The sequence below is a fragment of the Allobosea sp. 05T438 genome, from assembly GCF_056396025.1.
The window spans coordinates 140,275-157,971 of sequence record NZ_JBFTKQ010000002.1 but is presented as its reverse complement, the minus strand read 5'-3'; the positions used below and the strand labels follow the sequence as shown (position 1 = coordinate 157,971).

Genomic DNA, 17,697 nt, shown 5'->3' with positions numbered 1-17,697 from the left:
AGGTGCTCTCCGCGAATGGACTGAGACCGAAGCGATCGAAGGGCAGGAGGATGCGCCGGGCGCGGCACGCGACATGACGCGATCGTGACTGCGGACGCGGCTCGCTGGAGCCTCGCGCTATGTCGGACCCCGCGATGGGCGGACCCTGTGGAATCAGGCGCTGAGCCGCTCGATCATCGGTGGCGGGTCATGAGGCACATTGACTTCCTGCGTCGCTGCGCCGCTCCACAATGATCTGAGCTGCGCGACGACGTACTGGCCGAAATGCTCGTAGGGGATGCGGATCGAGGTCAGCCAGGGCGCGATCCAGCGATTGATCGCGTTGCCGTCGATGCCGATCAGCGCGCAGCGCTCGGGAATGGCGACGGCGCTTTCTGCCGCCAGGCGATAGGCGCCATAGGCGATCATGTCGCTGACGCAGAGGGCGCTGTCCGGCCAGCCGCCGGCCGCGACCATATTCCGCGCGGCGGCATAGCCGATCTCGATATGCGACAGGCCGGGCGCGCTCGCGCGGCGGATACGATCGCCCGGAAACCCGCGCGCGATGAGCCTGTCGACGAAGCCGTCGGCGCGCTCGGCTGTGCTGGAGGCGTTCTCGGCGGCCATCAGCACGGCCGTGCTGTCGATGCCCTGCGCGAGGAGGTGATCGGCTGCGTCCGCTCCGGCGGCGCGGTTGTCGATGCCCACATACGCCCCGCCGCCCAGCGGGTTGCGCCGCGCCACGAACACCATCGGATCGCCGCGCTTCAACGCATCGGCAAGGCCGGGGCTGCGTACCGCACTGACCATGACGTAGCCGGCGACGAACTGGTCGCGCATCGCGCGCAGGTAGTCGTCCTGCAGGTCGGCCCTGTCATGCGTGTCGCAAAGGATCATGACGAAGCCGGCGTCACGCAGCGCGGCCTCCGTCGAGACTGCGATCGCCGCCATGGCGGGGTTGTCGAGATTGGGCGCGAGCATCGCCACGACGCGGCTGGCCCGACGTTTGAGCGCTCGCCCGACCGGGTTTGGACGATAGCCCAGCCGGACGATCGCTTCCTCGACCCGCGCGATCGTATCGGCGGAGGCCCGGCCGGCCTTGCCGTTGACGATCCGCGAAACGGTTGCGACCGAGACGCCGGCGTCGCGTGCGACGGTCGCCAGCGAGGCCAGGCTCTGCTGCGGTCTTGCGGCCTTCGCCGTCATCGTTCTCCCCGGTCCCTTCGCGCGAAGCCGATGCCGGCTGGTGGGTATAAGCCGGCGCACGCAGCAATGGTGCGTGCTTCGCCCGTTGACAAGCAAGGCAAACGTTTGCCTTACTAGTTGTCAAGACGCTCATTGAGGCGTCGTCATTCAGGGATGGAACGCAGATGCAGAGGAAGCACTGGATTTCCGCGCTCGCGCTGACGGTTGGCCTCGTCGCCGGGAGCGGGGCCTTCGCCCAGACCACGGTGCGCATTGCCTGGTACTCCGACGGCAATGAGGGCGAGGTCGTTTCCGATCTGCTGAAGCGCTTCGAGGCTGAGAACAAGGACATCAAGGTCGTCCTCGATCAGGTGCCCTACAAGGCGATCACCGAGAACCTGCCGGTCCAGCTCGCCTCGGGGCAGGGCCCGGACATTGCCCGCGTCGTCGATCTCGGCGGCATCGCCCGCTATGCGCTGGATATGCGTCCCTATCTCAAGGACGCCTCCTATTGGGAGAAGAATTTCGGGCCGTTCCTGCCCTGGATGCGCCCTGAGGGCGATTCCAGCGCGATCACCGGCTTCATGACGCAGCTCACCGTCACCGGTCCCTTCGTCAACAAGACCCTATTCGAGCAGGCCGGCATCGCCATGCCCGGCGCCAAGGCGACCTGGGAGGAGTGGGGCAAGGCGGCGAAGGCCGTGGCCGACAAGGTGCAGGCGCCGTTCCCGCTCGCCATGGACCGCTCGGGCCATCGCTTCTTCTCGGTTGCCGTCTCGGAAGGCGCCAAGGTCTTCGACGACAAGGGCGAGCCCGCCGTGGTCGACGAAGGTTTCAAGCGCGCCGCCAAGCTGGTCTATGACTGGCACAACAACGGCGTGATGAAGAAGGAGCTCTGGGGCTCGGTCTCCGGCACCGCCTATCGCGGCGCTAATGACGAGTTCAAGAACGCCCAGGTGGTGATGTACCACTCCGGTTCCTGGCAGATCGCCCAATTCGAGAAGACGGTCGGCGATGCCTTCGACTGGGTCGCGGTTCCCTCGCCCTGCGGCGCGGGCAACTGCTCGGGCATGCCCGGCGGTGCCGGCCTCGTCGCGATCAAGACGACCAAGAGCCCGGAAGCCGTCGCCAAGGTGATGGATTATCTCGCGAGCGAGCCGGTGCTGAGCGAATTCTATGCCCGCTCGCTCTTCGTTCCCGGCCATCTCGGCATTGCCGCCAAGGGGCTCGACTACAAAGATGCCAAGCCGCAGGCGAAGGCCGCGCTCAAGGTCTTCTCGGATCAGGTCGCGCAGCTCTCGCCGGTCGCCTACAAGCTGCAGGGCTACGTCAACAACCGCGTGATCTTCAACGCGACGATCAGCCGCCTCGGCCAGGCGATCTCGGGTGAGGGCACGCTCGACGAGGCCTTCAAGCGGATCGAATCCGACATCGCCCAGCAGATCGCCGAGCGCAAGAAGTAAGACGGATGGCCTCCGCCGATACCAACCCGCGCCGCGAGGGCGCGGGCGCCGCCGGCGCTCTCGCCGCGCCGCTCGCGTTGCTCATGCGTTTCGTCGACTGGCCGATGCGGGCGCTCCAGCGCCTGATCGGCGAGCGGCGGATGGCCTATGTCTTCATCCTGCCCAATCTCGTCTTCTTCTCGCTCTTCGTCTTCCTGCCGCTCGTCATCAACTTCATCTTCTCGGTGACGGGCGGGGCAGGCCTCTTCCCGACCGAGCGGCCTTTCGTCGGGGCGCAGCAATACGCCTATCTCTTCGACTGCGGCTCCTTCGTCGACCCGTCGTCCTGCCGCGAGGATCATTTCTGGCGCGGCGTCTACAACACCGCCCGCTTCACCGCCTTCCAGGTCACGGCGATGGTGCTGTTCTCGCTGCTGACGGCCGTCGTCCTGAACATGAAGATCAGGGCGCGCGGCTTCTTCCGGGCCGTCTACTTCTTTCCGGTGCTGCTCTCGCCTGTGGTGGTGGCGCTGACCTGGAAATGGATCCTCCAGCGCGACGGCCTGCTCAATGCCGGCATCACCTCGCTCGGGGGCGAGCGCATCCTCTTCCTGGTCGATCCGAGCTGGGCGATGTTCTGGATCGTCTTCGTCTCGGTCTGGGCCCATATGGGCTTCTACACGCTGATCCTGCTCGCCGGTCTGCAAGCCATCCCCGCCGATCTCTACGAGGCGGCCGAGATGGACGCCACGCCGCGCTGGCGCATGTTCTGGCGCATCACCTTGCCGCTGCTCTGGCCCAACATGATCGTCGTGATCGTGCTGGCGCTGATCAAGGGCGTACAGACCTTCGACGAGGTCTTCGTGCTCACCGGCGGCGGGCCGGGCACGGCGACGCTGATGATCGTGCACTACATCTACGAGACGGCCTTCGCCAATCAGGTCCAGAATTTCGGCCTGGCGGCAGCAGCCTCCGTGGTGCTCGGCGTCGTTCTCTTCGCGCTGACGCTGGCCCAGCTCGCGGCGAGCCGCCGCAAGGGGGCCGCATGAGCCAGGCTGTTCACACCAACAGGGCCGTCGCCATGATGACCGCCCGCCGCAAGCCCGGCCGCTGGCATTGGACCGATATCGCGGCATACGCCTATCTCGCGCTTGGCGTCGTGTTGATGTTCGGGCCGGTGCTCTGGCTCGGCATGTCTTCCTTCAAGACGCAGGCCGGCCTGCTCGAATTCCCGCCCTCGCTGCTGCCGATGTCGCAGAAGGAAGTAGTGGTGCCGGGCCAGTCCCAGAAGCTGCCGCTCTTCGAGGTCGAGATGCCCGATGGCAGCAAGCGCGTGTTGGCGCAGGTGCGCCGCATCGGCATCCAGGCGCAGATGGTCGACCCGGCCAATCCGGGCGAGACCATCCGCGTGCCGATCGACAAGCGCACGCCGGTGCGGGAGTTCAAGCTCGCCACCGAGAACTATACCGAGCCGCTGGAGCGCTTTGCCTTCACGCGCTTTCTCTGGAATTCGGTCTTCGTCACGCTGGTCGCGACGATCATCACGCTGATCATCAACTCGATGGCGGCCTATGCGCTGTCGATCTATGAGTTTCGCGGCAAGACGGCGGTGATGCTGATGGTGATCGGCACGCTGATGATCCCGATCACGATCATCCTCGTGCCGGTCTATCTGGTCATCACCAAGCTCGGCCTCGTCAACTCGCTCTGGGCGGTGATCCTGCCCGGCGCGGCGACGCCCACCGGCGTCTTTCTGCTGCGCCAGTACATGCTCACCCTGCCGCGCGACCTGATCGAGGCTGCGCGCATGGACAAGGCCTCGGAGTGGCAGATCTACTGGCGCATCGTCATGCCGCTCGCCATGCCGGCGCTGGCCGTGCTCGCGATCTTCTCGATCATGTGGCGCTGGAACGAGTTCCTCTGGCCGCTCGCCGTGCTGACCAAGACCGAATCCTACACGCTGCAGATCGGCCTCAACGCCTTCCAGGGCGAGTTGCAGACGCAGTGGCACTACCTGCTGGCGATGACCGTGGTGACGCTGCTGCCGGTCGCGCTCGTCTTCGTCTTCCTGCAGCGCTTCATCACCACCGGCATCGCCAATACGGGCATGAAATGAGGGAAGTGAGTTCCGCATGGCCGAACTGAAGCTCGCCGCCGTTCGCAAGGCCTATGGCGCGACGACGGTGCTCCATGGCATCGACCTGCATGTCGCCGACGGCGAGTTCGTCGTCTTCGTCGGCCCTTCCGGCTGCGGGAAATCTACCTTGCTGCGTTCGATCGCCGGGCTGGAAGAGATCACCGGCGGCACGATCGCCATCGACGGCGCTAACGTCACCGGCTTGCCCGCCTCGGAGCGCGGGCTTGCGATGGTTTTCCAGTCCTATGCGCTCTATCCGCATATGACCGTCTACGCGAACATGGCCTTCGCGCTGGAGAATATGGGCTTCAAGCGCGACGAGATCGACAAGCGCGTCAGGCGCGCGGCCGAGATGCTGCGCCTCACCGACTATCTCGAGCGCAAGCCCAAGGCACTCTCCGGCGGCCAGCGCCAGCGCGTCGCCATCGGCCGGGCCATCGTGCGCGACCCGAAGATCTTCCTCTTCGACGAGCCGCTCTCGAACCTCGACGCCGAATTGCGCGTCGCCACCCGCAAGGAGCTCGCCGGGCTCCATGCCGAGCTTGGCGGCACCATGATCTATGTCACCCACGACCAGGTCGAGGCGATGACGCTGGCCGACCGTATCGTCGTGCTTCACGGCGGCAGGATCGAGCAGGTCGGCACGCCGCTCGAACTCTACAACCGCCCGGACAATCTCTTCGTCGCCGGCTTCATCGGCTCGCCGCGCATGAACCTCCTGCCCGGGCGCGTCACCGCTGCCGGCAAGGTCGCGTTGGGCGAAGGTGGTCATGAAGTCGCCTGCGCCACAGGCGATCTCGCGGCCGGATCGAAGATCACGCTGGGMATCCGGCCGGAGCATCTGGCGCTGGCGCCGGAAGGGCAGGGGCTGCCGCTGGCCGTCGATCTGGTCGAGCGGCTCGGCGGCGAGAGCTACCTCTACGGCGCGAGTGCAGGCCTGCCCCAGATCACGCTCCGGCTGGACGGCCAGAGCGAGCATCAGCGCGGCCATACGGTCCCGCTCGCCTTCCCGCAGCAGAGCCTGCACCTGTTCGACGAAGCCGGCCGGGCGATCCGACCCTAAGACTCCGAGAGAGATCCCTATGAAAGCCCTCACGCAAGGCCGCTATCTCGGCCGCGATGGCGAAGCCGCCCTGTTCGATGTCGGGCTCGGCCATACGCTCGCCGTGCGTATCCTCGAAGGCGATATCGGCCGCGTGACGCTGAAGCCGCAGGACGGCTACCGGCTCGACCGCGGCTGGTCGATCGCGCCCGGCGGGTTGGAGCCGGCCTATGAGGGCCGTCCGCGCGACAGCCTTGCCGGCTTCGCATGCCCGAAGGCGAGTGTCAGCGAGAGCGGCGGCGCGGTCACGTTGTCCGCCGGCGGTCTGACGGCCGAGGTCACGCTCTCCCCCTTCGGCATCGCCTGGCGCCGCGACGGCGAGGACAAGCCCTTCCTGCAGGACCGCACGACGCAGGCCTATCTGGTCTCGCCGCGCACCGGCGCGGTCGCGCATTTCATGGCGCGCGATTACGCGGAGCGTCATTACGGCCTCGGCGACAAGGCCGGCCCGCTCGACCGCACCGGCCGGCGCTTTGCCATCGACGCGGTCGACCCCTGCGGCTTCGACGCGGAATTGTCCGACCCGCTCTACAAGATGCTGCCGTTCTTCATCGTCGACGGGCCGGCTGGCGCGCACGGCATCTTCTACGACAATCTCTCGACCGGCAGCGTCGATCTCGGCTGCACACTCGACAACTACCACGGCCTGTTCCGCTCCTGGAAAGGCGACGACGGCGACCTCGACTATTACGTCATGGCGGGCCCGACCGTGCCGGACGTGGTCAGGCGCTTCTCCTGGCTGACCGGCGGGCAGGCCTTCGCGCCGCTCTGGTCCTTCGGCTTCGGCGTGACCTCGATGGCGATTGCCGATGCCCCGGACGCCGATGCCCGCATCAGCGATTTCATCGGCAAACTGGAGACGCATCGCATCCCCTGCGACAGCTTCCATTTCGGCTCGGGCTACACCCAGATCGGCCATCGCCGCTACGCCTTCAACTGGAACCGCGACAAGTTCCCGGATCCGAAGGCGACGATGCAGCGGCTGAACGATGCCGGCATCTTCACGGTCGCGAACCTTAAGCCCTGCCTGCTCGACGACCATCCGCGCCTGCAGGAGGCGCTCGACGACGGCTTTCTGGTCAAGGACGGCAAGACCGGCGAGCCCGCCGTCGCCCAGTTCTGGGACGGGCTCGGCTTCCACCTCGACTATACCAATCCGAAGGGCCGCGCCTGGTGGCGCAACGGCATCGAGACTGCGCTGCTCGACTACGGCTTCACCACCGTCTGGAACGACAACAACGAATACGAGATCTGGGACGAGGATGCCGTCTGTGACGGCGACGGGACCCCATTCCGGCAGGCTTTGGCGCGCCCGGCGCAACCGCTGCTGATGACCAAGCTCTCCTATGAGGCGCAGGCCGATCGTCAGCCCGGCAAGCGGCAATATGCGATCACGCGCGGGGGCTGCGCCGGCATCTCGCGCTACGCCCAGACCTGGTCGGGCGACAACGAGACCGCCTGGAAGACGCTGCGCTACAACCTGACGCAGGGGCTCAACATGAGCCTGTCGGGCATGTTCAGCATCGGCCACGATGTCGGCGGCTTCCATGGCCCGACGCCCGGCCCTGAGCTCTTTGTGCGGTTTAACGAGTTCTGCAGCCTGTGGCCGCGCATGGTCATGAACTCCTGGAACGATGACGGCGTCGTCAACCTGCCGTGGATGTACCCGGAGATGGTGCCGCAGGTGCGCGAGGCGATTTCGCTGCGCTATCGACTGATGCCCTATCTCTACACGCTGATGTGGCGCGCCAGCCGCGACGGCACTCCGGCCATCCGCCCGCTGCTCTGGGATTTCCCGCAGGACGCGCAGGCGGTCAAGACCGACGACGCCTTCATGCTGGGGCCGGACGTGCTGGTCGCGCCGGTGCTGGCGGAGGGCGCTCGCGAGCGCAGCGTTTACCTGCCCGCGCATCCGGGTGGTTGGTACGACTGGCACGAGGGCAAGCATTTCGCCGGCGGCGCCTTCGTCACGGTCGCGGCGCCGCTCGGGCGCCTGCCGGTCTTCGTCCGGGCCGGCGCGCTGATCCCGCTCGGCAACCCCGAAGGCATCGACGGCCAGCGCGAACTCCTCGTCTGCGGCGTGGTCGAGGGCGCCTCCGGCGAGCTTTACGAGGATGATGGCGAGACCAGCGACTGGCGCGGCGCCGGCGCGACAATCATGCGCTTCAACGTGCGCGGCGGCGAGATCGAGATCCATCAGGAAGGCCAGACGGAGCCTCAGTTCGATCGTATCGCGATCCGGCACATCGGTACCGACGGCACCGGTTCCGGCGCCTGAAGCCTTGGGAAATGCCAAGCCCTCCCGCCTGACCTTCGTCAGGCGGGAGGGCTTGTTTTTTGGCCTGCCCGCAACAGGCCCGCCGGTGGAGCGGAATTTGACGCCTTCCCGGTTTCGGCTAGCCTGTTGCCGAAATGGCTTGCGCGCGTCATGCCGCAGACGTGAATTCATGCTTGACGACGCACGGCCGAGGTCTGGTCCGTTTGATGTCGGTCAATGGCGGCCCGGCCGCGTGCTGATATCCATCAGGGCAACCCGATTGTCCGCATTCATTTCTGAATAGCATTTGAGGATTTCTCGATCGGGCCGCAGCCGCGCTGAAGACTCCACATTCGCACCGAGTTCCCGCGGCTAACCGGGCCGTTTGATCGCAGGCGGGCATGCCTGCATCAGCGGAGTCGCATCGAAGGAGATGACGGATCATGGCGAAGACGATGAAGGCCGCCGTTGTGCGGATGTTCGGCAAACCGCTGACGATCGAGGAAGTGCCGGTGCCCGAGCCCGGCCCCGGCGCCATTCAGGTCGCGATCCAGGCATCGGGCGTCTGTCATACCGATCTCCATGCGGCCGAAGGCGACTGGCCGGTCAAGCCGAACCCGCCTTTCATTCCGGGACATGAGGGCGTCGGCTACGTCTCGGCCGTTGGCGCAGGCGTAAAGCATGTGAAGGAGGGGGATCGTGTCGGCGTGCCCTGGCTCTACACCGCCTGCGGCCATTGCCGGCACTGCCTCGGCGGCTGGGAGACACTCTGCGAGAGCCAGCAGAACACAGGCTACTCGGTCAATGGTGGGTTCGCCGAATACGTCATCGCCGATCCCAACTATGTCGGCCATCTGCCGGACAATATCTCCTTCACCGAGATCGCGCCGGTGCTCTGCGCGGGCGTCACGGTCTACAAGGGGCTCAAGGTCACCGATACCAAGCCCGGCGACTGGGTCGCGATCTCCGGCATCGGCGGCCTCGGCCATATGGCGGTGCAATACGCCAGGGCGATGGGACTCAACGTCGCCGCGATCGACGTCGACGACGCCAAGCTCGCCCTCGCGCGGCGCCTCGGCGCCACCGTCACCGTCAATGCGCGCAACGAGGACCCCGGCACCGTGATCCGTCGCGAGACCGGCGGCGGCGCGCAGGGAGTGTTGGTGACTGCGGTGAGCCCCAAGGCCTTCGAGCAGGCGATCGGCGCGGTGGCGCGCGGCGGCACCGTCTCGCTGAACGGCTTGCCGCCCGGCGGCTTCCCGCTCGACATCTTCGGCATGGTGCTCAACGGCATCACCGTGCGCGGGTCGATCGTCGGCACGCGGCTAGACCTGCAGGAATCGCTTGATTTCGCCGCCGCGGGCAAGGTGAAGGCCACGATCGCCACGGCAAGGCTCGAGGAGATCAACGATATCTTCGACCGGATGCACAAGGGCCAGATCGAAGGGCGCATCGTGCTCGACATGACGAGCTGATCGCGGGGACGGCCCGGTCCCAGGCCGAGCGGTCCACGCTTGGCCTGATGCAATCGATAGAACGGCGCAACCCGTCCATGCAGGCGCCGTTTGAGCCCGATCTGACCGCCGACAAGACGAGGTGTCTTGTCGGTGGAATGAGATATATTTCGTGCAAGCAAGAAAAGCGCCAAGCAATCCGCGTCATCTCCGTCGCGAAGACGTCTTTGCGCTAGATCAAGGCCCTGAGGCGGGTGCGTTCTTCGTCAACGAAGACAGTAGACAAGCACGATCATTTCAGTTTCTCTATTGTCGATCTCAAATCTGGTGGCGGTGCGATTTGTGAACGCCCGCACGCGAAGGGAGGAGAGATGACGACTGAGACCGCAGGGGCGAGCGACCGGAAGACCGCTCCGGAAGTGCCGACGAGACGAGCCGAGTTGTTGGCTTTCCTGACGCTGGCTGTCTTTATCTGGCCGATCGTCGCGGTCGGCGTCGTCGGCGGCTACGGCTTCCTCGTCTGGATGTTTCAGCTCCTTGTCGGTCCGCCCGGACCTCCGCATTGAGGCCAGGCCATGGAACGCACCGCCATTGATCGCGGGCGCCGCAACTTCCTGACCGGCCGGCGCCTCTCATTGCCCGACAGAGTTCGCCCACCGTGGTCCCGCGCCGCGTCGATCGCTGCGGCCTGTACCGGCTGCGGCGCCTGCGTGCCTGCCTGCCCGCAGCACATCATCGCGCTCGACGAATCCGGCCGGGCCGCCCTCGATTTCAGGGGAGGCGAGTGCAGCTTCTGCGGTGCCTGTGCTGAGGCCTGCCCCGAACCGGTCTTCGACCGCGCCATTTCCGCCTTTGAGCATGTGGCCGTGATCGGGCCGGAATGCTTCGCCGGCCGTGGCATCGTCTGCCAGAGCTGCGGGGATGCCTGCCCTGAGGCCGCGATCCGTTTCCGGCCGCGCCTGGGCGGGCCGGCCTTGCCGGAACTGGCTGCCGATCGCTGCAGCGGCTGCGGCTCCTGCGTCGCGGCCTGTCCCGCCTCGGCCATCGGCGTGAATGCGCGCCCGCCGGAGACTGCCCATGGCTGAACCCTCCCGCCCCCGCTTCCATCACATTTCGAGCGCCGTCGTCTCGGCCTTGCCGGCGCGAGTCGATGAGGTGCTCGCCCGTATCGGCGAGATGCCGGAGACCGAGGTGCACCGCGTCGAGAACGGCAAGATCGTGATCGTCCTGGAAGGCGCGAGCACCGGCGTGATCGGCGACCGGCTGGCCACCATCAGCCTGCTGGACGGCGTGCTTTCGGCCAACATGGTGTTCGAGCAGATCGAAGACCTCGAGACCCTCGACGACCCTGGAGTAGACCCATGACCCTGTCCCGTCGCGAGATGCTGAAGGCGCAGGCGGCCGGCGTCGCCGTGCTCGCCGCCAATATGAGCGTTCCGGCGCAGGCCCAACCGGTCACGGGCGGCGTCGATACCCTGCAGATCCAATGGTCGAAGGCGCCGTGCCGCTTCTGCGGCACCGGCTGCGGCGTCATGGTCGGTGTCAAGGAAGGGCGCGTCATCGCCACCCATGGCGACATGAAGGCCGAGGTCAATCGCGGCCTCAACTGCGTCAAGGGCTATTTCCTCTCCAAGATCATGTATGGCGGCGACCGGCTGACCCAGCCGCTGCTGCGCAAGAAGAACGGCGTCTATGCCAAGGACGGCGAGTTCACGCCGGTTTCCTGGGAGGAGGCCTTCGACACCATGGCCACCAAGGCCAAGGAGACGCTCAAGGCCAAGGGGCCGACCGCGCTCGGCATGTTCGGTTCCGGCCAGTGGACGATCTGGGAGGGTTATGCCGCGACCAAGCTGATGCGGGCCGGCTTCCGCTCCAACAACCTCGATCCCAACGCCCGCCACTGCATGGCATCTGCCGCCTACGCGTTCATGCGCACCTTCGGCATGGACGAGCCGATGGGGGTCTATGACGACATCGAGGCGACCGACGCCTTCGTGCTCTGGGGCTCGAACATGGCGGAGATGCACCCGATCCTGTGGACGCGGGTGACCGATCGCCGCCTCGGCCAGCCGCATGTCAAGGTCGCGGTGCTCTCGACCTATACCCACCGCAGCTCGGACCTCGCCGACATTCCGATCGTCTTCAAGCCGGGCACGGATCTGGCGATCCTGAACTACATCGCCAACCACATCATCTCGACCGGGCGGGTGAACAAGGACTTCGTCGGTAAGCACACCACCTTCGTGAAGGCTGCGACCGAGATCGGTTATGGCTTGCGCCCCGACGACCCGCGTGAGGTCAAGGCGAGGAAGGCGGCAGACGTGGCCGCGACGTCGCCGATCGACTTCGAGGCCTATGCCGCCTTCGTGAAGGACTACACGCTGGAGAAGGTCTCGGCCCTGACCGGCGTCGAGCCCGGCTTTCTGCAGCAACTGGCCGAGCTCTATGCCGATCCCAAGCGTAAGGTCGTCTCGTTCTGGACCATGGGCTTCAACCAGCATGTGCGCGGCGTCTGGGCGAACCAGCTCGTCTACAACCTGCATCTGCTGACCGGGAAGATCTCCGAGCCCGGCAACAGCCCGTTCTCGCTCACCGGCCAGCCCTCGGCCTGCGGCACGGCGCGCGAGGTCGGCACCTTCGCCCATCGCCTGCCGGCGGACATGACGGTGGTCAATCCCGAGCATCGCAAGCATGCCGAGGAAATCTGGCGGGTGCCGGCCGGAACCATTCCGGAAAAGCCCGGCTACCACGCGGTCGAGCAGGACCGCATGCTCAAGGACGGCAAGCTCAATTTCTATTGGATTCAGGTCAACAACAACCTGCAGGCGGCGCCGAACAGCAGCAACGAAACCTTCGTCGGCTACCGCAACCCCGAAAATTTCATCGTGGTGTCAGACGCCTATCCGACTGTAACCGGCATGGCCGCCGACCTGATCCTGCCGACCGCGATGTGGGTCGAGAAGGAGGGGGCTTACGGCAACGCTGAACGGCGGACGCATTTCTGGCATCAGCTCGTCAAGGCGCCCGGCGACGCCCGCTCCGATCTCTGGCAATTGATGGAGTTCTCGAAGCGCTTCACCACGGACGAGGTCTGGCCGGCGGAACTGCTCGACGCCAACCCCAACTTCCACGGCAAGACGCTGTTCGACGTGCTCTACCGCAATGGAAATGTGGACCGCTACGCAGCGGAAGAGATCGATCCGGCCTATGACAACGTCGAGGCCAGGCATTTCGGCTTCTACGTCCAGAAGGGCCTGTTCGAGGAATACGCCACCTTCGGCCGCGGCCATGGCCACGACCTCGCACCCTTCGATACCTATCATCAGGTACGCGGGCTGCGCTGGCCGGTCGTCGACGGCAAGGAAACGCTCTGGCGCTACCGCGAGGGGAGCGATCCCTACGTGACACCCGGCAAGGGCGTCGAGTTCTACGGCAACAAGGACGGGAAGGCCCGCATCATCGCGGCGCCCTACGAGCCGCCGGCGGAATCGCCTGATGGCGAGTACGATCTCTGGCTGGTCACCGGCCGCGTGCTGGAGCACTGGCACTCCGGCTCGATGACCATGCGCGTGCCGGAGCTCTTCAAGGCCTTCCCGGGCGCGCGCTGCTTCATGCACCCCGAAGACGCCCGCAAGCGCGGGCTCAACCAGGGCGCCGAGATCACGGTGATCTCGCGCCGGGGCGAGATGCGCACCCGCGTCGAGACACGCGGGCGCAACCGCATGCCGCCAGGCGTGGTCTTCGTGCCCTGGTTCGACGCCAGCCAGCTCATCAACAAGACGACGCTCGACGCCACCGATCCCATCTCCAAGCAGACGGATTTCAAGAAATGCGCGGTCAAGATCGTTCCGGTCTCGGGCTGATGCGCTCGCGGACACTTCTCGGGGCCGCCATGGCGGCGTGCCTCGTCCTCGCCTTCGGCGCCGCCTCCTCGCAGGAGGGCGGTCCGATCAAGATCATCCCGCGCCTCACCGGCGTCGTCCCGCAGCTCTCGCTGCAGCCGATTCCGCCGCTCGACCGGCCGATCGTCGACGATATCCGGCGCATGCGGAACTGGCCGGAGCAGCCGCCGGTGATCCCGCATGCCATCGACGGCTACCAGCTCACCCTCCACACGAACCGCTGCATGGAGTGTCACAAGCGCGAGTTCACCGAGGGGTCGGGCGCGCCGATGATCAGCGTCACCCATTTCCAGGATCGCGACGGCCAGGTGCTCTCGGACGTGACGCCGCGGCGCTATTTCTGCACCGCCTGCCATGTCCAGCAGACCGATGCCCGCCCGCTGGTGCCAAACCTGTTCCAGGACGCGAACGCCATTGGCGGCAAGCGGTAACGAGGCGCCGACATGGGAAAGCTCAAGACGCTGTTCCTTCGCCTGTGGGGCTGGGTCGTCTGGTTCTGGCACATCGTCAGCCGGCCGAGCGCCTATCTGCCGCTCGGCTTCCTGACCCTCGGCGGCTTTGTCGGCGGCGTGCTGTTCTGGGGCGGCTTCAACACCGCGCTGGAGATCACCAACACCGAGAAGTTCTGCACCTCCTGTCACGAGATGCGCGACAACGTCTATCAGGAGCTGCAGTCGACGGTGCATTTCTCGAACCGCTCGGGCGTGCGCGCGACCTGCCCGGACTGCCATGTGCCGCATAACTGGACGGACAAGATCGCTCGCAAGATGCAGGCCTCCAAGGAGGTCTGGGGCAAGATCTTCGGCACGATCTCGACGCGCGAGAAGTTCCTCAATCACCGGCTCGAGCTCGCCAAGCACGAATGGGCGCGGCTCAAGGCGAACGACTCGCTCGAATGCCGCAACTGCCATTCCTCGGTCGCGATGGACTTCACCAAGCAGACGCGCCGGGCGGCCGAGATCCACAGCCGCTTCCTGATCACCGGCGAGAAGACCTGCATCGACTGCCACAAGGGCATCGCCCATCTGCTGCCGGATATGACCGGCATCGAGCCGGGCTGGAAGGACGCGCCGGAGCTGCAGGGCAAGGGCAGCGCCTCCTGGCACGGGCCTGAACGGGCCGTGCGGACCTATCTGGCGGAGATCGAGAAGCACTGAGCCGAGCGGCGCCTTCGCGGCTGCCCGCAGCGGTCGTGGCGGCGGTCGGGCATGTGTTCGTCCCACGCAGTGCAGATCACCATGGCGGCGAAGGCCGCCATGGCAAGGACGCGAAAACCGCGCCGGGCGCGGCACGGTCTCATCCGCCGATGGCAACCTTGATCCCGCCGAAGGCGCCGAAGCCGGGAACCAGGAAGCCGACCGGGTTCTCCCAGCGCTTGTCGAAGAGGTCGTCGATCCGCCCGAACACGGCAACCTTGTCGGTCGGCGTCCATGTCGTGGTCGCGCTCGCCTTGTGGCGCGGCCGGCGCAGCAGTTCCTGCCGCGCGATCTCGTCCTTGGCGAGGGTGAAGGTGTAGTCGGCCCAGATGCGGAACTGCGGCGACACCTCCGGCGCGGGGGCAAAACTCCGCCCGCACCGCGCTCCCTTTTGATCCCGTGAGGGAACCGTCGCAGCGAGGATCAGGGCGGAAAACTGGCGCGGTCAAACCGGGTTGGCACGCTGCGGCGACAGCAGGCCATCATCTGCTACAGTCGCCGGCGAGGCGGGATGGGCGCCAGCCGACGTTCTGGCCAACGGTGCGCATCATTGGCTTGCCTTCCCGGGGAGGGGCGGGGGCACCGGGGTCTCACGGATGCAGCCGCATCGTTGGTCGCCGGATTGTCGCAAGACTCGCTCAGTGTCGTAAGTTCACGCCAGCGGAGACGGCATGGATTATTTCAGGCGCTTCACCTTTCTGTTCGCGACGCCGAACTTCGATGCCGAGGATCTCGAAGGGATCCGCTTCAACCAGATCATCGAGGAGATCGAGCGATCGGGCTTCGAGGTCGTCAAGGCGCGCAAGCTCGAAGATGCCGAGATCGCGGTCCAGACCGATGCCGCCATCGGCTGCATGGTGGTCGATTGGGGCAAGAAGGGCCTTGAGGGCAAGACCGCGGCGCTGATCAATCTGATGCGCCGTCGCGGCCTCGACTTCCCGATCATCCTGCTCATCCGCCGCAAGCGCTTTGAGGACGTGCCGGTCGAGGTGCTCGATTTCATCGACGGCTACATCTTCCTCTCGGAGGAGACCCCGCCCTTCATCGCCAAGAGCCTGATCAGCCGCCTGAAGCAATATGCCGAGACGCTGAAGACGCCGTTCTTCGGCGCGCTCGTCGATTATGCCGAGGAAGGCAACCATCTCTGGACCTGCCCCGGGCATAATGGCGGCGTCTTCTACAGCCGCAGCCCGATCGGTCGCGTCTTCATGGAGCATCTCGGCGAAGCTGTGTTCCGCGACGACCTCGACAATTCGGTGCTCGATCTCGGCGACCTCCTGACCCATGAGGGCCCGGCCCTGAAGGCGCAGAAGGAAGCGGCGCAGATTTTCGGGGCGGAGAAGACCTATTTCGTCCTGAACGGCACCTCGACCTCCAACAAGGTTGCGCTCGCCGCGCTGGTCTCGGACGGCGACCTCGTGCTGTTCGACCGCAACAACCACAAGGCGGCCCATCATGGCGCGCTGCTGATCGCCGGCGGCATCCCGGTCTACATCCCGACCGCGCGCAATGCCTGGGGGCTGATCGGCCCGATGCTCTGGGAGAGCTTCGACGAGAACGCGCTGCGCGAGCGCATCCGCACCAATCCGCTGGTCAAGGACCCCGACGCCTGGAAGAGACCGCGCCCTTTCCGCGTCGCCGTGGTCGAGCAGTGCACCTATGACGGCACGATCCACAGCGCGCAGATGATCCTCGATCGGATCGGCCATCTCTGCGATTACATCCTCTTCGACGAAGCCTGGGCCGGCTTCATGAAATTCCATCCGCTCTATGCCGGGCGCTTCGCCATGGGCCTGTCCGGCCTTGGCCAGGACTCGCCCGGCATCATCGCGACCCAGTCGACGCACAAGCAGCTCGCGAGTTTCAGCCAGGCTTCCCAGATCCACATGAAGGATCGGCACATCAGGGGCCAGAAGCGGCGCGTCGAGCACCGCCGCTTCAACGAGAGCTTCATGCAATATGCCTCGACGTCACCCTTCTACCCGCTCTTCGCCTCGCTCGACGTCGGCGCGCAGATGATGAAGGGCCGTTCCGGCGAGGTGCTCTGGGACGATACGATCCGGCTCGGCATCGAGCTCCGCAAGAAGATCCGAGCCGTGCGGCGCGAATTCGAGGAGAAGGAAATCCGGCCAGAGCGGCGCTGGTTCTTCGAGCCCTTCGTGCCGGACCGGGTCCGCATCGCCGACGCCTCGCGCGAGGGCGCCGTGCATGACGTCGCCTGGGAAATGGTCGCGACCGATCAGCTCGCGAGCAATCCGGCCTATTGGGAGCTCGCGCCGGATGCGAGCTGGCACGGCTTCACGCAGATGGAGCCGGGCTTCGCGATGACCGACCCCAACAAGCTGACCTTGTTGACGCCCGGCTTCGACCGCGAGACCGGGGCCTATGCCGAGCACGGCATTCCCGCACCGGTCGTCGCCCAGTTCCTGCGCGAGAACCGGATCGTCGCCGAGAAGAACGACCTCAATTCGTTGCTCTTCCTGCTGACGCCCGGCGTCGAAGCCAGCAAGGCCGGCACGCTGATCAGCGGTCTCGTCGCCTTCAAGAAGCTGCATGACGACAATGCCCTGCTGGAAGACGCGATCCCCGAATTCTATCGGCGTCGCCCGGGCCGCTATGGCGGCGTGCGGCTGCGCGACCTGTGCGGCGAGATGCACCGCTTCTTCCGGGATCATGACGTCAGCGGGCTGCAGAACCGGCAGTTCTCCCCCGAACACCTGCCTGAGATGGCGCTGTCGCCGCATGACGCGGCACGCTGCCTCGTGCGCAACGAAGTCGACTATCTGCCGATCGATGCCATCGATGGGCGCATCGCGGTGACGCCATTCGTCGTCTACCCACCCGGGATTGCCGCCATCGTGCCGGGCGAGCGGCTGACCGGGCGAGCCAAGCCGATGGTAGACTATCTCAAGATGTTCGAGGCCTGCTTCAACGCCTTCCCCGGCTTCGAGGTCGAAATCCAGGGCGTCTATCGCGAGATCGACTCGGCCGGGCGGGTGCGGCTCTACACCTATGTCGTCAGCGAGCAGGCGCAGGGCTGAAG

At 65.9% G+C, this 17,697-nt stretch carries 15 protein-coding genes; 13 read left to right on the top strand and 2 right to left on the bottom strand.

Annotation, left to right across the window (positions count from 1 at the left end; genetic code table 11):
- Window positions 1-153: 153 nt before the first annotated feature.
- Complete coding sequence (locus AC1DIN_RS04550) at window positions 154-1,185, bottom strand: LacI family DNA-binding transcriptional regulator (protein WP_476808853.1); 1,032 nt, start codon at window positions 1,183-1,185, stop codon at window positions 154-156.
- A 164-nt stretch (window positions 1,186-1,349) separates the two neighbouring features.
- Here AC1DIN_RS04550 and AC1DIN_RS04545 point away from each other — a divergent pair, with 164 nt between their 5' ends.
- The 12 genes from AC1DIN_RS04545 to AC1DIN_RS04490 all read left to right on the top strand — a co-directional run bounded on the left by AC1DIN_RS04545 (window position 1,350) and on the right by AC1DIN_RS04490 (window position 14,615).
- Window positions 1,350-2,627, top strand: coding sequence for an ABC transporter substrate-binding protein (locus AC1DIN_RS04545; protein ID WP_476808852.1), 1,278 nt, complete (start codon window positions 1,350-1,352; stop codon window positions 2,625-2,627).
- 5 nt (window positions 2,628-2,632) lie between these two features.
- Window positions 2,633-3,655 (top strand): carbohydrate ABC transporter permease, encoded by a 1,023-nt coding sequence (locus AC1DIN_RS04540; RefSeq protein ID WP_441468475.1) that lies wholly within the window; start codon window positions 2,633-2,635, stop codon window positions 3,653-3,655.
- A complete protein-coding gene (locus tag AC1DIN_RS04535; protein WP_476808851.1) occupies window positions 3,652-4,722 on the top strand; it encodes a carbohydrate ABC transporter permease in 1,071 nt (356 codons plus the stop codon). The genes AC1DIN_RS04540 and AC1DIN_RS04535 overlap by 4 nt, the downstream gene beginning before the upstream one ends.
- 16 nt (window positions 4,723-4,738) lie before the next feature.
- Window positions 4,739-5,806, top strand: a complete 1,068-nt coding sequence (locus tag AC1DIN_RS04530) for an ABC transporter ATP-binding protein (RefSeq protein WP_476808850.1) — start codon at window positions 4,739-4,741, stop codon at window positions 5,804-5,806.
- A gap of 19 nt (window positions 5,807-5,825) precedes the next feature.
- Entirely contained in the window at window positions 5,826-8,123 is a 2,298-nt protein-coding gene (locus AC1DIN_RS04525) for a glycoside hydrolase family 31 protein (RefSeq protein ID WP_476808849.1), read from the top strand.
- Window positions 8,124-8,545: 422 nt separating this feature from the next.
- Window positions 8,546-9,577, top strand: a complete 1,032-nt coding sequence (gene adhP / locus AC1DIN_RS04520; protein ID WP_476808848.1) for an alcohol dehydrogenase AdhP — start codon at window positions 8,546-8,548, stop codon at window positions 9,575-9,577.
- A gap of 350 nt (window positions 9,578-9,927) precedes the next feature.
- The gene (gene napE, locus AC1DIN_RS04515) at window positions 9,928-10,122 is read left to right on the top strand and encodes a periplasmic nitrate reductase, NapE protein (protein ID WP_476808847.1); all 195 of its coding nucleotides are present in this window, start codon (window positions 9,928-9,930) and stop codon (window positions 10,120-10,122) included.
- Window positions 10,123-10,131: 9 nt separating this feature from the next.
- Window positions 10,132-10,641 (top strand): ferredoxin-type protein NapF, encoded by a 510-nt coding sequence (gene napF / locus AC1DIN_RS04510; protein WP_441468469.1) that lies wholly within the window; start codon window positions 10,132-10,134, stop codon window positions 10,639-10,641.
- Window positions 10,634-10,921: a chaperone NapD gene (locus AC1DIN_RS04505; RefSeq protein ID WP_441468468.1), complete on the top strand. Its 288-nt coding sequence runs from the start codon at window positions 10,634-10,636 to the stop codon at window positions 10,919-10,921. The genes napF and AC1DIN_RS04505 overlap by 8 nt, the downstream gene beginning before the upstream one ends.
- Window positions 10,918-13,419: a periplasmic nitrate reductase subunit alpha gene (napA, locus tag AC1DIN_RS04500; RefSeq protein WP_476808846.1), complete on the top strand. Its 2,502-nt coding sequence runs from the start codon at window positions 10,918-10,920 to the stop codon at window positions 13,417-13,419. Before AC1DIN_RS04505 ends, napA begins: the two co-directional genes overlap by 4 nt.
- Entirely contained in the window at window positions 13,386-13,889 is a 504-nt protein-coding gene (locus AC1DIN_RS04495; RefSeq protein WP_441468466.1) for a nitrate reductase cytochrome c-type subunit, read from the top strand. Before napA ends, AC1DIN_RS04495 begins: the two co-directional genes overlap by 34 nt.
- 12 nt (window positions 13,890-13,901) lie before the next feature.
- Window positions 13,902-14,615 carry a cytochrome c3 family protein gene (locus tag AC1DIN_RS04490; RefSeq protein WP_476808845.1) on the top strand — a complete coding sequence of 238 codons (714 nt, stop codon included), beginning with the start codon at window positions 13,902-13,904 and terminating at the stop codon, window positions 14,613-14,615.
- 139 nt (window positions 14,616-14,754) lie between these two features.
- Here the strand turns inward: AC1DIN_RS04490 and AC1DIN_RS04485 are convergent, their stop codons facing one another.
- Complete coding sequence (locus AC1DIN_RS04485) at window positions 14,755-15,003, bottom strand: hypothetical protein (RefSeq protein ID WP_476808844.1); 249 nt, start codon at window positions 15,001-15,003, stop codon at window positions 14,755-14,757.
- Between the two features lie 322 nt (window positions 15,004-15,325).
- Here AC1DIN_RS04485 and AC1DIN_RS04480 point away from each other — a divergent pair, with 322 nt between their 5' ends.
- A complete protein-coding gene (locus tag AC1DIN_RS04480; protein ID WP_476808843.1) occupies window positions 15,326-17,695 on the top strand; it encodes an Orn/Lys/Arg family decarboxylase in 2,370 nt (789 codons plus the stop codon).
- Window positions 17,696-17,697: the final 2 nt, after the last annotated feature.

What these genes read in the sequence shown, in the direction of transcription:
- AC1DIN_RS04495 (WP_441468466.1), top strand. Translation starts at nt 13,386, where the DNA reads ATGCGCGGTCAAGATCGTTCCGGTCTCGGGCTGATGCGCTCGCGGACA.
- napF (WP_441468469.1), top strand. Translation starts at nt 10,132, where the DNA reads ATGGAACGCACCGCCATTGATCGCGGGCGCCGCAACTTCCTGACCGGC.
- AC1DIN_RS04480 (WP_476808843.1), top strand. Translation starts at nt 15,326, where the DNA reads ATGGATTATTTCAGGCGCTTCACCTTTCTGTTCGCGACGCCGAACTTC.
- AC1DIN_RS04525 (WP_476808849.1), top strand. Translation starts at nt 5,826, where the DNA reads ATGAAAGCCCTCACGCAAGGCCGCTATCTCGGCCGCGATGGCGAAGCC.
- AC1DIN_RS04505 (WP_441468468.1), top strand. Translation starts at nt 10,634, where the DNA reads ATGGCTGAACCCTCCCGCCCCCGCTTCCATCACATTTCGAGCGCCGTC.
- AC1DIN_RS04490 (WP_476808845.1), top strand. Translation starts at nt 13,902, where the DNA reads ATGGGAAAGCTCAAGACGCTGTTCCTTCGCCTGTGGGGCTGGGTCGTC.
- napE (WP_476808847.1), top strand. Translation starts at nt 9,928, where the DNA reads ATGACGACTGAGACCGCAGGGGCGAGCGACCGGAAGACCGCTCCGGAA.
- napA (WP_476808846.1), top strand. Translation starts at nt 10,918, where the DNA reads ATGACCCTGTCCCGTCGCGAGATGCTGAAGGCGCAGGCGGCCGGCGTC.
- AC1DIN_RS04545 (WP_476808852.1), top strand. Translation starts at nt 1,350, where the DNA reads ATGCAGAGGAAGCACTGGATTTCCGCGCTCGCGCTGACGGTTGGCCTC.
- AC1DIN_RS04535 (WP_476808851.1), top strand. Translation starts at nt 3,652, where the DNA reads ATGAGCCAGGCTGTTCACACCAACAGGGCCGTCGCCATGATGACCGCC.
- AC1DIN_RS04540 (WP_441468475.1), top strand. Translation starts at nt 2,633, where the DNA reads ATGGCCTCCGCCGATACCAACCCGCGCCGCGAGGGCGCGGGCGCCGCC.
- adhP (WP_476808848.1), top strand. Translation starts at nt 8,546, where the DNA reads ATGGCGAAGACGATGAAGGCCGCCGTTGTGCGGATGTTCGGCAAACCG.
- AC1DIN_RS04550 (WP_476808853.1), bottom strand. Translation starts at nt 1,185, where the DNA reads ATGACGGCGAAGGCCGCAAGACCGCAGCAGAGCCTGGCCTCGCTGGCG.